This window comes from Cognatilysobacter lacus (genome assembly GCF_008274655.1).
Classification (GTDB): domain Bacteria; phylum Pseudomonadota; class Gammaproteobacteria; order Xanthomonadales; family Xanthomonadaceae; genus Cognatilysobacter; species Cognatilysobacter lacus.
This window is the reverse complement of sequence record NZ_VTRV01000008.1, coordinates 1-15,054: the sequence shown is the minus strand read 5'-3', so window position 1 is coordinate 15,054 and position 15,054 is coordinate 1. Positions and strand designations below refer to the sequence as shown.

The window sequence follows — 15,054 nt, the reverse complement described above, 5'->3', positions numbered from 1 at the left end:
TCCAGCCGCCAACGCCATGCAGAAGAACATCCTGTTTCGCGGCTGCACGCGGCCGCCCATGTTCATGGGCGTGCCGTATGTGCCGTTTTTCATCGGCGCTGGCAGCGTGATCCTGCTGTCGTTCTATACCAACATGTTCCTGCTCGCGATGCTCCCCGTGGTGATCTTCGTCATGCGGCAGATGGCGCGAAGGGACGAGATGATCTTCCGCCTGCTCGGCCTGCGACTGCAGGCTCGCCGCAAGGTTCGCAACCTCGACCAGCATGAAGGCATGTGGGTCTTCACGCCCAACGCCTACCGCGATCCGCGCGCGAAATACCCCGACCGCTGACCGCAACGCCTCATGTCGACGGCGCGGCCGGCCGTCGACCCTATTGGTTGCACCGCATCACACGAGCGCTCGACGACGATGTTCACGCCTGACACTTCCATCAGCGAATTCATCCCGCTGTCGACCCACGTCTCGCCAACGGTCGTCAAGACCACCGGCGGCGACTTCCTCATGACCTGGCACCTCGAAGGCCTGCCTTTCGTGGGGCGTGAGGAATGGGACCTCGAGCATCGCCACAACACGTTCAACCGCATGCTGCAGACGCTGCGTGCGCCGGATTTCGTCAACGTCGCCTTCTGGGTGCATGACGTCCGCCGTCGGCGCCGCATCAAGCAGCAGAGCCGCTTCCGCCAGCGTTTCAACCAGGAGCTGTCCGACGCCTACTTCGAGTCGCTGTCGTCGCAGAAGATCATGGCGAACGAGCTCTACCTGACGCTGATCTACAGGCCGGTGGTCTCCGGAAAGCGGTTTGTCGAGAAATCCGCGGACGTGCGCCAGCTCCAGGCCGAGCAGGACCAGGCCGTCGCCAAGATCCAGGAGCTGGCGGGCAACATCGAAGCCGTGCTCAAGGACTACGCCCCGTACCGGCTCGGCATGTACGAAGCCAAGAACGGCGTCGTCTTCTCCGAGGCGCTGGAATTCTTCGGTTACCTGATCAACCGCATCGACGAGCCCGTGCCCGTGCTCGACGCGCCGGTGCATTCGTATCTGCCGGTCAGCCGCCACATGTTCTCGCCGAAAACCGGCGACTTCGTGATCACGGCGCCGGGTGGCGACAATCATTTCGGCGCACTGCTCAACATCAAGGAATACACCGACGGCACCTATCCGGGCATCCTGAACCGGCTGAAGTATCTCGACTTCGAGTACGTGCTGACCCATTCCTTCAGCCCGATGGGCAGGCAGGACGCGCTGAAGGTGCTCGACCGCACCAAGGGCATGATGATCTCGTCCGGCGACAAGGCGGTCAGCCAGATCATCGAGCTCGACCATGCCATGGACCAGCTCGCTTCCGGCAACTTCGTGCTCGGCGAATACCACTTCACGATGGCGCTGTTCGCCGAGTCGCAGGAGAAGTTGTCGCAGAACATCGCGACCGCTCGCGCGGAGCTCTCCAACGCGGGCTTCGTGTCGACCAAGGAAGACCTCGCCGTCGTTCCGTCGTTCTATTCGCAGCTTCCGGCGAACTGGAAGTACCGCACCCGGCTGGCGAACATCAGCTCGCTCAATTTCCTCGGGCTGTCCCCGCTGCACAACTTCGCGTCCGGCAAGAAGGACGGCAATCCGTGGGGCGAGTGCGTCACCACGCTGCAGACGACCAACGGGCAGCCCTACTACTTCAACTTCCACGCGACGCACCCGGGCGAGAACTCGCTGGGCGAAAAGGCGATCGCCAACACGATGGTCATCGGCAAATCCGGCACCGGCAAGACCGCGCTGATCAACTTCCTGCTCAGCCAGGTGCAGAAGTTCGATCCGTCGCCGACCATCTTCTTCTTCGACAAGGACCGGGGCGCCGAGATCTTCGTGCGGGCCTGCGGCGGCAACTATCTCGCGCTCGAGAACGGCCGCCCGACCGGCTTCAACCCGTTCCAGTGCGAGCGGACCGACGCCAACGTGCAGTTCCTCGCCGACCTGGTGAAGGTGCTCGCAGGCAAGACGCTCTACACCTCGCGCGAGGAAGAGGACGTGTATCGAGCCGTCGAGAACATCCTCGACTCTCCGTTGCGCCTGCGCACGATGACCAACTTCCAGAAGAGCCTGCCCAACATGGGCGACGACGGCCTGTTCGCGCGCATGCGCAAGTGGACCGCCGGCAACTCGTTGGGCTGGGTGTTCGACAACGCTGACGACACGATCGATCTGGGCAAGGCGAGCATCATCGGCTTCGACTACACCGACATCATCGACAATCCGGAAGTGCGGGTTCCGGTCATCAATTACCTCCTGCACCGCCTCGAAGCACTCATCGACGGCCGCCCGCTGATCTACGTCATGGACGAGTTCTGGAAGATCCTCGACGGCAAGGGAGGCCTGAAGGAATTCGCCAAGAACAAGCAGAAGACGATCCGAAAGCAGAACGGCCTGGGCATCTTCGCGACCCAGAGCCCGGAGGACGCGCTGGCCAGCGATATCGCTGCGGCCCTGATCGAGCAGACGGCGACGATGATCCTGCTGCCGAATCCGAACGCGAGCCGCGAGGACTACATCGACGGCCTGAAGCTGACCGACGCCGAGTACCAGGTGGTGGTGAGCCTCGACGAACGCTCGCGCTGCTTCCTGGTCAAGCAGGGGCACGGATCGAGCGTATGCCAGCTCAACCTGCGCGGCATGGACGACGCGCTCGCGGTGATCTCGGCGTCCACGGACAACATCGAGATCATGCATGAGGTTCTGGAGCACCAGGCCGAGCGCCGGGGGGTGCCGGTGGATGGTCTGACGCCCGAGCAGTGGCTGGATTTGTTCTACGAAAATCGAAAAGGTTCGCGGGCGCCAGCCGCCGCGCACAAGCCCAGTCGTTCCGAACCGCAGAAAATTTCCCAAGCCGCTGTCTGACAAGGAGCCGAACGTGAATAGGAAAAATGTATCCGGCAGCGCCCGCTTCAAGACCACCGGCCTCGTTGCTGCGCTGGTGCTTGCATCGGCGCTGATGCTCCAGCCGAAGGATGCGCGCGCTCAGTGGGCGGTGATCGACGTTCCAACGGAAATCAATACGCTGACGCAGCAGATCGAGGCAGCTAGCGCCTACTACGAGCAGGCCGCTCGCTGGAAGGCGACCTGGGACCACTACTACCAGCAGATCGCGCACTTCATGAGCCAGGTGCACAACCCGACGTTGTCGAACACGGTATCGTTCGATTACGTATCGATGGATTTCGGTGTCCAGGAAAAGTGCGGGGGAGCGGGCGGCTTCAGCTTCAGCCTGTCCAGCCTGTCGAGCACGCTGGTGCCGGACTTCCAGGGCAACATCATGGACAACCAGAAGAAGATCTGCGCGCAGATCCAGATGCTGCAGAACCAGAAGTACAACGCGACTGTCCGATATCTCAAGGAAGTCGCACCGACCTTGAAACAAGACCTGCAGAACATCAACGCGCAGCGCCAGGCCAACAACGAGCAGGGCACGCTAGCGGCGATCACTGAAGCATCGACACGGCTTCAGAACCAGCAGACGACGAGCGGCCAGGACCTCGACAATCAGGTTGCATCCTGCGATCGCCTAATCTCGACGTTGACCGAGATGCAGAGGAACCTCGCGCGCCAGGCGCTCAAGGGCAAGCCTGCACCGATCATAGGTGACCTCGTCAAGACCGCCACATTGGAAGCCGCCCTCAAGGCGAAGTAAGCGGTCGAAGCGCCGGGGCGTCGCCCCGGGCTTGCGCGCAAGACAGGAGCAGGGGAATCATGGGGATCAGCTGGTTGGTGCCGCGCGTGGATTCGATGGGGGACTTCGTGTTCTTCCGGCTGATCCTTAGCTACCTGCGCGAGGAAATTCAGAAGTTCGGCATCGAGCTGATGGGTCGGGCAATGAGCTGGGTCGGAATGATCGCGCTCACGCTGCTCACCCTGTGGATTCTCGTGCAGGGCTTTCGAATCGTGACGGGGCAGTCACGCGATTCGATGATGGCCCTGGTCATGAATTCGCTGAAGGCCACGCTCATCTTGAGCGTAGCGACGTCGATGGCTATGTTCGGCACCAATCTCGACAAGCTGGTGACAGAAGACGTCAAGAAGGAGATCAACCAGGTCGTGACCGGCTCGGATTCGTCGCCAGAAGACGCCATCGACCGGAATCTGGCATGGATGCAAGTGGCACTGTCCAGCGTTGACGTGCTGGATGTAGCCGGTGATCCGAGTCTGGACGCCGAGAAGACGCGCGCGCTTTACATGGTCGGCTTCGGTACCGGAGGCCCGGCGATCGTCGGCGGCACGATGCTGTTGCTGAATGAAGTCGCGATCGCCCTGTTTATCGGGCTGGGTCCGTTATTCATTCTTTGCCTGCTGTTCGACCAGACCAAACCGTTGTTCGGACGGTGGCTCTACTACGGCATAGGAACAATGTTTTCGATGGCGGTTCTAAGCGCCATGGTTTCGATCGCGTTGGAGATGGTGGTGCGGGTCGCGAGCTCGTTCTGGGGCGCGGCGTTGATCGGGGGACTCGTAGGCGCGAACTTCAACGACGGAATGACGAGTCAAGCCATGCAGCAGGGAGGTTTAGGGCTGATCCTGACGACCTTGATCGTTACCGCTCCGCCCATGGCGGCCAACTTCTTTCAGGGCACATTAGGCCAGTTCAGCCCGTACAACGTCTTCGGAAGTGCCGCGCGTCCCCAGCCGGGCTACCCCCCTGGCACCGGGCCCGCTCAAAACGTTTCCTACTCTTCGTCACCTGCTCAAGCGACGCGCTCCGACGCTGGTTTCATCCATCCCACGGCGGGCCAGAGGCCGTTGTTTGAAGACGTGCCAAAATCACCCGCGACCACCAGAAGAGCTGCCGGAGGTCCATGATGTTCCGTTCAAAAGCGGCTGCTGCGCTCTTCGTTGTCTCCGTGAGCGCGAGTACAGCGGTGGCACAGACGGCTTGTCCAGTTGGCGTCAATCCCGGAAGCCCGCAGTGCGGGCCGTCGCCAGTAGCCGAGCCGTCCCTACCGCCGCGAATAAATTACGTTCCTGCGGGCGAATGGATCTACACGTGGGGAGCGATCGCTATCGACGGTCCAACAGGAGCGGTTGGCACCAGCGTCAATGCGGCGTCCAGTAATGGCGCAAACTCAACGGCTCTTCGAAAGTGCGCCTCGCTCGGGGGCGAACACTGCGAACTGTCCATTAGTTACGTCAACCAATGTGCTGCAATCGCGTGGCCGAAGAATTTGGGGCACAGGATCGGGGTCAGCTCCGGACCCGATCTCCCGGAAGCCTCCAAGCGGGCGTTGAACTTCTGCACGAGCAACGGCGGCGGTGACTGTGACGTTGTCTACACTCACTGTGAACTCCCGTATTTCCGCTCGTTTCAGCGCTAATGCTCGAATCTGGCGACGATGCACGAGGGGCCTGCACAAGCTTGTCGACAAGATCACCGAGAGTCATCGGGTCAATCGAAGCGGCGGTTTGCGCGTGGGCGCAGTCGCGCGCAGCACAGCTTGATTCGAACGTTCCTGTTACGCGCCGTCGACTGTCTGGGGCACTGAAGCTGCAACTCGGCTCACCTTGAGCGAAGCATCTACTGCTATTGCCAGCGTACCGTGGAAGCGGGGTCTTGCGAATCTGATGGACCGGTAGACGGGTTGCGCCACTCGCCCGGCCGCTGCGTGCTGCCTGCGCACTACAATGGCCGTCCGCATGCGCAGGGCCCCCGATGTCCGTTTCGCCCCCCGATGAGGTTCGCACGAAGGCCGACCCGGCGCGCCTCTCCGTAGCCCCCATGATGGACTGGACCGACACGCACTGCCGTGTCTTCCACCGGGTACTTGCGCCTTCAGCGCTGCTCTATACGGAGATGGTCCACGCGAACGCGGTGATCCGTGGCGACCGGGGGAAGCTGCTGGCGATGGATGCCTGCGAGCATCCGGTTGCGCTGCAACTCGGGGGTAGCGAGCCCGCGCTGCTTGCTGAAGCCGCCCGCATCGGCGCCGAATGGGGCTACGACGAGGTCAACCTGAACTGCGGATGCCCGTCGGACCGGGTCCAGGCGGGCCGCTTCGGGGCCTGCCTGATGCGCGAGCCAGCGCTGGTGGCGGACTGCGTCGCGGCGATGGTCGAAGCGGTGCGTAACGGCGGGCGGCCGGATGTTCGCGTTACGGTCAAATGCCGGCTGGGCGTCGACGATGACGACGACTTCGACACGTTCCTCGGCTTCGTCGATGCGGTCGCGGCCGCGGGGTGCCACACGTTCGTGGTGCACGCGCGCAACGCATGGCTCAAGGGCCTGTCGCCGAAGGAAAACCGCGAGGTGCCGCCGTTGCGGTATGAATGGGGCTATCGCCTCAAGCGCGAGAGGCCGGCGCTGACGGTCTTGCTCAATGGCGGGATCGCGGCGGTGGAGCCGGCGGTCGCGCATCTGGCGCATGTCGATGGCGTAATGCTCGGCCGCGCGGCGTACCACGACCCCTTCGTGCTGCACGTGCTGGATGCACGCCTCTCCGGCCGGCCGGTACGCACGCGCGAGGCGCTGCTTCGCGACTACCTTCCCTACGTTCAGCATCAGCTCGAGCAGGGCGTGCCGCTGAAGCACATCACCCGGCACATCCTCGGGCTGTTTCTCGGCGAGCGCGGCGGTCGTGCGTTCCGGCAGGTGCTGAGCGAAGGCTCGCATCGCGCCGGCGCTGACGTGGAACTCATCGAGGCCGCGCTGGACTGCACGCGCCCGGGCCATGTCAGGCAATCGGCATGATCACGCGCGATCGCGCGCGCTTCCTGCTGATCGCGGCTGCCTGCGCGCCTGACTTCGGCCCCGCCACTGCGCGCGCCGCGTTCCTCGTGACGCCCGAAGGCTTTGCACGCGCCGAACAGTCGGCCGAAGACAACCGCTACATGGCGGATGCCACGGCTTACGACGTCGCGGCGGCGCTCGCGGCGCATCGCCGCCTGCACCGCGCGCTCGCCGCGAGTTTCCCGGTCGTCGCGTTCCCGGGGGACCCGGCCACGCCCGACGCGACGTTCCCCAACAACGCGTTCGCCACCGCGCGCGTCGACGGCCGCGGCAGGCTGGTCATCGGCCGCATGCGGCACGAGGTGCGCCAGCGCGAGACCGGGCGCGAGGACATCCGCCGCTTCTTCGCCGACGTGCTCGGTTATGAGACGGTCGACCTGTCGACGCAGACCAGTCCGTGCGAACTGACCGGCGCGCTGGTGATCGACCGCGCGCGCGGGCTCGGCTTTGCCGGCCTGTCGGAGCGGTGCGACGAGGATGGCGCGCGCCGGATGCATGAAGCGTTCGGCCTGCGCGCCACGTTCGTGTTCGACCTGGCGCCCGGCGAATACCACACCAACGTCGTGCTGGCGGTGCTCGGCGGTCGCGCCATGCTGTACGCGCCGAAGGGCTTCTGCGACGCCGTGGACGCCGAAGCGATCGCGAGCCTGTACGCGCCGCACGCGTTCGCGCTGGACCCGGACGAGGCTGCGGCCTTCGCGGCGAACTCGATCGCGCTCGACAGCGGCTGTGTATGGATGAGCGCGCGCGCCGACGCGGCACTGCATCCGGCCACGCGCCGCGGGCTCGCGCAGGCCGGGTTTTGCGTGCAAAGTGTGGACATCGACGCGATCGAAGCGGCCGGTGGATCGCTTCGGTGCTGCGTCGCGGAAATTTACTAACGGTCTGAACGGCAGCAGGCGTGTGAAGCAAAAGTTCAGAGCGGATTCACTGCCTGGCTTCAAGAATCAGTTCGCATCACGGTGCCCCGACGCCGTCGAGTGAGTCACGCCATGCCCAGCCGTCGCCTGTTCCTCGCCCTTACGTTGCTCGTCGCCGGTGCCGCGCTCGCGGACCCGCCGGACGACCGGCATGGTGCGTCGGCGCGACCGGTCACGGTGCAGGTGATGGCCCACGAGAGCAGTGCGCAGGAACGTTCGTTGGCCGAATCGGTGCGTCGCGTCGAGCGGGCGACCGGCGGCCAGATCCTCAGCGCCGAGCGGGTCCCGTTCGATGGCCGCGACGTGAACCGCATCAAGGTCCTCGACCAGACCGGCCGGGTGCGCGTGATCACGGAAGACCCGCAGCGTCGCCCGCCCCGCGGCGACGACGACTGAGCCCCGGCCGGCGGCCGGCGGTCGCCGTACACGCCGCGACGACGGCGGCAATGGCTAAGCTACCTGAACAGCCGGGCGGCCCCACGCCGCACCGTGCTTCTGGCTGCCTAGGAGCTTGGGAAATGCGAATTCTGCTGGTCGAAGACGAAGCGCCACTGCGCGAGACCCTCGCCGCCCGCCTGCGTCGCGAGGGGTTTGCGGTCGACGCGGCCCAGGACGGCGAAGAGGGCCTCTACATGGGACGCGAGGTGCCGTTCGACGTCGGCATCATCGACCTCGGCCTGCCGAAGATGTCGGGCATGGAGCTGATCCGCGCGCTGCGCGAGGAAGGCAAGAAATTCCCGGTGCTGATCCTGACCGCGCGCTCGAGCTGGCAGGACAAGGTCGAGGGCCTGAAGCAGGGCGCCGACGATTACCTGGTCAAACCCTTCCATGTCGAGGAGTTGCTGGCGCGGATCAACGCGCTGGTGCGCCGCGCCGCGGGCTGGAGCAAGCCCCAGCTCGAATGTGGCCCGGTGGTGCTCGACCTCGCCGCGCAGACGGTGAACGTCAACGGCAGCAACGTCGACCTGACCAGTTACGAGTACAAGGTGCTCGAGTACCTGATGATGCATGCCGGGGAGCTGGTCTCGAAGGCCGACCTCACCGAACACATCTACCAGCAGGATTTCGATCGCGACTCCAACGTGCTCGAAGTCTTCATCGGCCGGCTGCGCAAGAAGCTCGATCCGGACAGCTCGCTGCGACCGATCGAGACCGTGCGCGGCCGCGGCTATCGCTTCGCGATTCCGCGCAGCGGCGAATAAGCAGCCGACCGATCGCGTCGATGCTTGCCGCGATCCGAATTTTGCGCACGCACGCATCGGTTGATGCCCTGCCGTGCGTGTCGCGCCAACTGAACGCCACCTTCGCGGCGCGGAACTACGGCTGTACGCCATACGCCCGGACGTGGTTGGGCGCGCAGCCTTCGCGCATGATCGGCCGATGAGGATCGGACAGCCACGCTCGCTGCAGACACGTCAGTTGCTGGTCGCGAGCCTGTTCCTCCTCGCCTTCCTCGCGCTTGCCGGCTACGCGCTGGACCGCGCCTTCCTGAAGACCGCACGCGACCAGCTCGCAGATCGCCTGCAGAGCTACGCGCTTTCGCTCGCGAGTTCGGGCGAATTCGCGCGCGACGGTGCATTCGTCGCGCCGGAAAGCATGCCGGACTCGCGTTTTGCGCGACCCGGCAGCGGCCTGTACGCGGAAGTGGTGTTCCCGAATGGCCACTGGGATTCAGACTCCGCGCAGGGGCCCGGGCTTCCGCCCGCGCCGCTGCTGCCCGCGCGACGCACCCGTTTCGAGGGGCCGCTGGAAATGCGCGAGATCGACGGGCGCTTCGGCGAGGTCTACCGCTACGGCCTCGGCCTGATCTGGTCGAGCGACGACACCAACAAGGCGGCCGAATTCCCCTACACGATCTACATCTACGAGGACACCGACGCGCTGCGCGAGCAGGTGACGGTGTTCCGCGCGGCGCTGTGGCGCTACCTCGGCGGCGCCGGGCTCGTGCTGTTGCTGTTGCAGGGCGTGATCCTTCGCTGGAGCCTGCTGCCGATGCGGCAGGTGATCGACGAACTCAAGCGCGTGCAGCGCGGCGAGGCGCAGCGCATGAGCGAGCGGCACCCGCGTGAACTCGAGCCGCTCACCGACTCCATCAATGCCTTCATCCAGGGCGAGCGCGAAAACCTCGATCGCCAGCGCAACACGCTGGCGGACCTCGCCCATTCGCTGAAGACGCCGCTCGCCGTCATGCGGTCGAAGCTGGATGACGAGGCGTCGGACGATTCGTCGCTGCGCAGCGAGGTGCGGACGCAGGTGCAGCGCATGAACGACATCGTTTCGTACCAGTTGGCGCGCGCCGCGAGCCGCGGCCATGCGCTGTTCGCGCAGCCGATACCGATCGCGCCCCATGCCGAGCAGATCGTCACCAGCCTCGAGAAGGTCTACGCATCGAAGGGCGTGCTCTGCGAGTTCGAGCTGGAGGAGGGAATCCAGTTCTACGGCGAAGCCGGCGATCTGCAGGAACTGCTCGGCAACCTGCTCGAGAACGCGTTCAAGTGGGCGAAGTCGCGCGTGCTGCTCACCATCGAGCCGATCGCCTGCGACGGCGGCCGGCGTCCGGGCCTGCTGATCGCGGTCGACGACGACGGCCCGGGCATCCCGCCTGAAAAGGTCGCGCTGATCCTGCAGCGGGGTGTGCGTGGCGACGAACGCGTGCAGGGGCATGGGATTGGCTTGGCGATCGTGCAGGACCTGGTACGGGCGTATCGCGGCGAGCTCGAAGTCAGCACGTCCAGCGAGCTCGGCGGTGCGCGCTTCGAAGCGCGCATGTCGCCCGGGCCCTGACGCGTGCGGCGGTAGAATCAACCGATGCTCCCGCGTATCCGCGCCATCACCCTGGACCTCGACGACACGCTGTGGCCGATCATGCCGGCGATCGACCGCGCGGAGGCGGCGCTGGACGGCTGGCTCGCGGCCAACACGCCCCGCATCGCCGACCGGTGGCCGCTCGAGCGGCGGCAGGCGCTGCGGTTGCAGGTCGACGCCGAACGCCCCGACATGGCGCATGACATGACCGCGCAGCGCCAATGGATGCTCGAGCGCATGTTCGCCGAGTCCGGCGAGGACCCCGCGCACGTGCACTCCGCGTTCGAGGCCTACTTCGCCGCGCGCTGCGAGGTCGAGCACTACCCCGACACCGTGGACGCGCTGGAGCGCCTCGCGGCCCGGGTGCCGCTCGCGTCCATCAGCAATGGAAACGCCTGTCTGGTTCGCATCGGCCTGATGCCGCTGTTCCGCTTCCAGCTGGGTGCGCGTGAACACGGCGCGGCCAAGCCGGTCGCGAGCATCTACCACGAAGCCTGCGCACGCCTGGGCGTCGCCCCCGGCGACGTGCTGCACGTCGGTGACGATGTCGACGCCGATGTCGTCGGGGCGGCGCGCGCGGGCCTTCGCACCTGCTGGATCGATCGCCGCGGCGAACGCTGGCCGCGCGGCGACGTTCGCCCCGACCTGCACTTCCCCGACCTTGCCGCGCTCGCCGACTGGGTGGACACGCACCTCGCAACGGATACCCACGCCGCATGAACCTGCCTTCCGGTTTCGTCGACACTGCCGCCGCAGCGCTGCCGCTGCACGTGATCGATCGCGCGCGAACGCCGCAATGGCGCGATGACCTCGACGCGTCGGCGCAGGCGTGGCTGGTGGCCAATGCGTTCGACGCGTCGCCCGGCACGGCGATCGTGCTGCCCGGCGACGGCGGGCGACCGGCCGCCGCGCTGCTCGCGATCGGCGATGCGCTCGATCCGTTTTCCTACGCGCACGCGCCGCACGTGTTGCCGGCGCAGGACTGGGCGCTGGCGCACGACATGCCCGACGCCGAACACACCGCGCTGCTGCTTGGCTGGGGGCTGGGCAGTTATCGTTTCAATCGCTACCGCACGCCGCAACGCGAACCGGCACGCCTGCAAGCCAAAGCATTGACGAGCGAGGTGCGCGACGTGCTCGCCGCCTGCGTTCGCGTGCGTGACCTGGTCAACACGCCGACCCAGCACATGGGCCCGGACGAACTCGAGCGCGCCGCGTGCGAGATCGGCGAGGCGCACGGCGCGCGCATCCGCGTGGTCAGTGGCGAGGACCTGCTCGAGCACAACTTCCCCGCGATCCATGCCGTCGGCCGCGCATCGCATCGCGCGCCGCGGCTGATTCGGCTCGACTGGGGCGACGCGGCGAATCCGCATATCGCGATCGTCGGCAAGGGCGTCTGCTTCGACACCGGCGGCCTGAACATCAAGACCGGCGACGGCATGCGCAACATGAAGAAGGACATGGGCGGCGCCGCCCATGCCATCGCGCTTGCCGAGCTGCTGATGGCGCAACGCCTGCCGCTGCGGATCACGCTGCTGGTGCCGGCGGTGGAGAACGCGGTCGGTCCCGACGCGCTGCGCCCGGGCGAAGTCATCGCTACGCGCGCCGGTGTGCATGTCGAGGTCGACAACACCGACGCCGAGGGCCGCATCATCCTTGCCGACGCGCTCACGCATGCCGCCGAGGACGTGCCGGCACTGCTGATCGACTTCGCGACCCTCACCGGCGCGGCGCGCGTTGCGCTCGGTCCCGACCTGCCGGCGTTGTATGCCAACGACGAAGCGCGTGCGGCGGCCTTGCTGCACGCCGGCCTCGAGGTGCGCGATCCGCTCTGGCGCATGCCGTTGTGGCGCCCGTACTGGCGTTACCTGACCAGCAACGTCGCCGACTTCGCCAACAGCGGGCCGTCGCGCATGGCGGGCAGCATCACCGCCGCGCTCTACCTCGAGCGCTTCGTGCCTGCGGGCCAGCCCTGGCTGCACATGGACACGTATGCGTGGAACGACGCGGATCGGCCGGGCCGTCCGGTCGGCGGCGAGGCGCAGGGGCTGCGTGCGGTGTTCGCGATGCTGAAGGCGTTCGCCGCGGGCGCGCGCTGACGCATCACGGAACCGCGAGCGCGGCCGCGATCCGGTCCTCGATCGACTTCCAGCCGGCGCCGCGCGGGTCGAGCATGTCGAAATGGCCCATGCGCAGCGGCAGCACTTCGGCACGGTCGCCTGAAGCGCCGGCCGCGTCGCGATAGGCGATCGCGGTGTCGAGCCGGAGCACCTGCGTCGGCACGAGCAGTTGTGCGACGCCGAGCGGCAGGTGTCGTGCGGGCGTGATCTCGAGGTAGCGCTCCGGGTGGCTGGCGGGCGTGCCGCCCATCAGCGGAACCACGACGGGGCGCTCGCAGATGCGCTCGTCGGTACCGATCATCTTCGCCAGATCCGGCGGGCCGTCGATCGCCACCGCGTAACGCACCGGCAACGTCGGAATGTCGGCGAACGGCGCACGCGCCCCACGCGAACGCGACGCCAGCCACAGCGCGGCATGCGCGCCCGCGGAGTGGCCGACGATCGCGACCCGGTCGAGATCGAGCCGATAGCGGCCGGCAAACTTCCGCACATAGGCAGTCGCGTTGGCGAGGTCGGCGAACGTGCCCGGCCAACCGCCGCCGGGATCGCCGAGTGCGCGGTAGTCGATGTTCCAGGTCGCGATGCCGCGCGCCGTGAGCGAACTCGCCAGCGGCGCGGTGAAGCGCAGGTCTTCGTAGCCCGCCAGGTAGCAACCGCCATGGATCACGATCGCCAGCGGGAATGGGCCCTTGCCGTCGGGCACGCGCAGCTCGCCGATCTGCAGCGGCGCCGGGCCGTAATGCTCGACCGCGACAGGGGTGCGCACGGGCAGGTGCAGCAACGTAAAGCCCGGTGCGCGGCCGGACAGGACGAACAGCACGGCGCCCAGCACCAGCGCGACCGCGGCGACCGCCAGTGAAATCAGGATGGCGCGTCGCGATGGCATCGAAGGCTCGAACGTCGGCTTGGGTGAACGGAAGCATGACCGGGCCGGCGACGGACACACGTGCCGATGGTGCCCCCTACGACTCGCTGTTCGGCCGCGCCATCCGACCAGCGTCGACGGCCGCGGTGCCGACGATACTCGCGGCCTTCGCGCCATGTACATGATGCTGCCGCGTTCGGCGACTGTGCACGCGGGTGAAAGCAGGGTCACGCCGGCCGCCTAGAATGCAGCGATGAACGAATACCTGTCCGGTCCGCTCGTCCGGCTCGTCGAGCAGGCCGAAACGGTTGCCACGACGATCGCCGGCCCTGCATCCGAGCAGGTCGATCGCGACGCGGCATGGCCCGAAGCCTCGATGCGCGCACTCGCCGCCGGCGGCCTGACCGGCCTTACCGTGCCGGCGCACCTGGGCGGCCACGGGCAGGGCCTGCTCGGCATGGCGGCGCTGACCGAAGTGCTCGGGCGCGCGTGCGCTTCCACTGCGATGTGCTTCGGCATGCATTGCGTCGGCACCGCGGTGATCGCGGCCAAGGCCACGTCCGCGCAACAGGACGCCTACCTGCGGCCGATCGCACGCGGCGAACACCTGACGACGCTGGCTCTCTCCGAGACCGGCACGGGCGCGCACTTCTTCCTGCCACAGACGCGCATGCGTCCCGACGGCGACGGCTATGTAGTGGACGGTGGCAAGCAGTTCGTCACCAACGGCGGCCACGTCGACTCCTACGTGGTCTCGACCACGGCAGAGGACGCTGGCGGCGGCGAGTTCAGCTGCGTCGTCGTCGACGCCGACAGCGAGGGCGTGTCGTGGGGCGCGCCGTGGGCGGGCTTCGGCATGCGCGGCAATTCGTCGCGCCCGCTGACGCTGGACGGCGTGCGCGTCGACGGCGACCGCCTGCTCGGCGCGGAAGGCGACCAGGTCTGGTACGTTTTCGAAGTCGTCGCCCCGTTCTTCCTCACCGCGATGGCCGGCACCTATGTGGGCGTCGCGCAGGCCGCGCTCGACATCACGCTGCAGCACCTGCGCGACCGCCGCCACGCGCACACCGGCCAGGCACTGGCCGACGTCGACCTGCTGCAGCACCGCGTCGGCCAGCTGTGGATGCAGGTGGAGAAGAGCCGGCTGCTGCTGTTCCATGCCGCGCGCCTCGGCGACCTCGGCAGCCCGGTGGCGCTGACCGCCATCCTCGCGTCGAAGGCCGACGCGGCGACCACCGCCGTCAACGTGGTCAACGAGGCGATGACGCTCGGCGGCGGCATCGCCTATCGCGAGAACAGCACGCTGTCGCGCCTGCTGCGCGACGCGCGCGCCGGGCATGTCATGTCGCCCACCACCGACCTGCTCACGTTGTGGGCCGGCCGCAGCGCGCTGGGCCTGCCGCTCCTCTAACCATGGACGAGCACGTCCTCTTCCTCGAAGGCCAGACCGACGCCGACCGATGCGTCGCCGATGTGCTGTGCGCGGCCGGTATCGAGGTGCGTCGCGCGGCGGACAGCATTGCGCCGGCGGACTCGGCAGCGGGCGCGGTGGTCGTGCTCGGCCCCGGCCTTGCCGACCCGCT

14 protein-coding genes are annotated in these 15,054 nt (G+C 66.7%); 13 read left to right on the top strand and 1 reads right to left on the bottom strand.

The annotated features are described in order from the left end of the window. Positions 1 to 16 precede the first annotated feature (16 nt). From FW784_RS01535 to FW784_RS01480, 12 genes are all read left to right on the top strand, one after another. The gene (locus FW784_RS01535) at positions 17 to 331 is read left to right on the top strand and encodes a VirB3 family type IV secretion system protein (protein ID WP_149351596.1); all 315 of its coding nucleotides are present in this window, start codon (positions 17 to 19) and stop codon (positions 329 to 331) included. Positions 332 to 409: 78 nt separating this feature from the next. Then, positions 410 to 2,887 (top strand): VirB4 family type IV secretion/conjugal transfer ATPase, encoded by a 2,478-nt coding sequence (locus FW784_RS01530; RefSeq protein ID WP_149351595.1) that lies wholly within the window; start codon positions 410 to 412, stop codon positions 2,885 to 2,887. A 13-nt stretch (positions 2,888 to 2,900) separates the two neighbouring features. After that, positions 2,901 to 3,677, top strand: coding sequence for a hypothetical protein (locus FW784_RS01525; RefSeq protein WP_149351594.1), 777 nt, complete (start codon positions 2,901 to 2,903; stop codon positions 3,675 to 3,677). A 59-nt stretch (positions 3,678 to 3,736) separates the two neighbouring features. Further along, entirely contained in the window at positions 3,737 to 4,840 is a 1,104-nt protein-coding gene (locus FW784_RS01520; RefSeq protein ID WP_149351593.1) for a TrbL/VirB6 family protein, read from the top strand. After that, positions 4,837 to 5,352 (top strand): DUF4189 domain-containing protein, encoded by a 516-nt coding sequence (locus FW784_RS14900; RefSeq protein ID WP_149351592.1) that lies wholly within the window; start codon positions 4,837 to 4,839, stop codon positions 5,350 to 5,352. Before FW784_RS01520 ends, FW784_RS14900 begins: the two co-directional genes overlap by 4 nt. A gap of 335 nt (positions 5,353 to 5,687) precedes the next feature. Further along, positions 5,688 to 6,722, top strand: a complete 1,035-nt coding sequence (gene dusA, locus FW784_RS01510; protein WP_149351591.1) for a tRNA dihydrouridine(20/20a) synthase DusA — start codon at positions 5,688 to 5,690, stop codon at positions 6,720 to 6,722. Next, entirely contained in the window at positions 6,719 to 7,642 is a 924-nt protein-coding gene (locus tag FW784_RS01505; RefSeq protein WP_149351590.1) for an arginine deiminase-related protein, read from the top strand. The genes dusA and FW784_RS01505 overlap by 4 nt, the downstream gene beginning before the upstream one ends. Positions 7,643 to 7,753: 111 nt before the next feature. Continuing rightward, positions 7,754 to 8,077 carry a hypothetical protein gene (locus FW784_RS14210; RefSeq protein ID WP_187770628.1) on the top strand — a complete coding sequence of 108 codons (324 nt, stop codon included), beginning with the start codon at positions 7,754 to 7,756 and terminating at the stop codon, positions 8,075 to 8,077. 122 nt (positions 8,078 to 8,199) lie between these two features. Beyond that, the gene (locus tag FW784_RS01495) at positions 8,200 to 8,883 is read left to right on the top strand and encodes a response regulator transcription factor (RefSeq protein ID WP_149351589.1); all 684 of its coding nucleotides are present in this window, start codon (positions 8,200 to 8,202) and stop codon (positions 8,881 to 8,883) included. A 178-nt stretch (positions 8,884 to 9,061) separates the two neighbouring features. Further along, on the top strand, positions 9,062 to 10,465 hold the full coding sequence (locus FW784_RS01490) for an ATP-binding protein (RefSeq protein WP_149351588.1): 1,404 nt from the start codon (positions 9,062 to 9,064) through the stop codon (positions 10,463 to 10,465). 24 nt (positions 10,466 to 10,489) lie between these two features. Further along, on the top strand, positions 10,490 to 11,206 hold the full coding sequence (locus FW784_RS01485; protein ID WP_149351587.1) for an HAD family hydrolase: 717 nt from the start codon (positions 10,490 to 10,492) through the stop codon (positions 11,204 to 11,206). Next, on the top strand, positions 11,203 to 12,585 hold the full coding sequence (locus FW784_RS01480) for a leucyl aminopeptidase family protein (protein ID WP_149351586.1): 1,383 nt from the start codon (positions 11,203 to 11,205) through the stop codon (positions 12,583 to 12,585). The genes FW784_RS01485 and FW784_RS01480 overlap by 4 nt, the downstream gene beginning before the upstream one ends. A 4-nt stretch (positions 12,586 to 12,589) precedes the next feature. Here FW784_RS01480 and FW784_RS01475 read toward each other — a convergent pair whose 3' ends face one another. After that, positions 12,590 to 13,492 carry an alpha/beta hydrolase gene (locus FW784_RS01475; protein ID WP_187770627.1) on the bottom strand — a complete coding sequence of 301 codons (903 nt, stop codon included), beginning with the start codon at positions 13,490 to 13,492 and terminating at the stop codon, positions 12,590 to 12,592. Between the two features lie 232 nt (positions 13,493 to 13,724). Here FW784_RS01475 and FW784_RS01470 point away from each other — a divergent pair, with 232 nt between their 5' ends. Continuing rightward, positions 13,725 to 14,882 carry an acyl-CoA dehydrogenase family protein gene (locus FW784_RS01470; RefSeq protein ID WP_149351584.1) on the top strand — a complete coding sequence of 386 codons (1,158 nt, stop codon included), beginning with the start codon at positions 13,725 to 13,727 and terminating at the stop codon, positions 14,880 to 14,882. Positions 14,883 to 15,054: the final 172 nt, after the last annotated feature.

What these genes read in the sequence shown, in the direction of transcription:
- FW784_RS01535 (WP_149351596.1), top strand. Translation starts at nt 17, where the DNA reads ATGCAGAAGAACATCCTGTTTCGCGGCTGCACGCGGCCGCCCATGTTC.
- FW784_RS01530 (WP_149351595.1), top strand. Translation starts at nt 410, where the DNA reads ATGTTCACGCCTGACACTTCCATCAGCGAATTCATCCCGCTGTCGACC.
- FW784_RS01520 (WP_149351593.1), top strand. Translation starts at nt 3,737, where the DNA reads ATGGGGATCAGCTGGTTGGTGCCGCGCGTGGATTCGATGGGGGACTTC.
- FW784_RS14900 (WP_149351592.1), top strand. Translation starts at nt 4,837, where the DNA reads ATGATGTTCCGTTCAAAAGCGGCTGCTGCGCTCTTCGTTGTCTCCGTG.
- dusA (WP_149351591.1), top strand. Translation starts at nt 5,688, where the DNA reads ATGTCCGTTTCGCCCCCCGATGAGGTTCGCACGAAGGCCGACCCGGCG.
- FW784_RS01505 (WP_149351590.1), top strand. Translation starts at nt 6,719, where the DNA reads ATGATCACGCGCGATCGCGCGCGCTTCCTGCTGATCGCGGCTGCCTGC.
- FW784_RS14210 (WP_187770628.1), top strand. Translation starts at nt 7,754, where the DNA reads ATGCCCAGCCGTCGCCTGTTCCTCGCCCTTACGTTGCTCGTCGCCGGT.
- FW784_RS01495 (WP_149351589.1), top strand. Translation starts at nt 8,200, where the DNA reads ATGCGAATTCTGCTGGTCGAAGACGAAGCGCCACTGCGCGAGACCCTC.
- FW784_RS01490 (WP_149351588.1), top strand. Translation starts at nt 9,062, where the DNA reads ATGAGGATCGGACAGCCACGCTCGCTGCAGACACGTCAGTTGCTGGTC.
- FW784_RS01485 (WP_149351587.1), top strand. Translation starts at nt 10,490, where the DNA reads ATGCTCCCGCGTATCCGCGCCATCACCCTGGACCTCGACGACACGCTG.
- FW784_RS01480 (WP_149351586.1), top strand. Translation starts at nt 11,203, where the DNA reads ATGAACCTGCCTTCCGGTTTCGTCGACACTGCCGCCGCAGCGCTGCCG.
- FW784_RS01475 (WP_187770627.1), bottom strand. Translation starts at nt 13,492, where the DNA reads ATGCCATCGCGACGCGCCATCCTGATTTCACTGGCGGTCGCCGCGGTC.
- FW784_RS01470 (WP_149351584.1), top strand. Translation starts at nt 13,725, where the DNA reads ATGAACGAATACCTGTCCGGTCCGCTCGTCCGGCTCGTCGAGCAGGCC.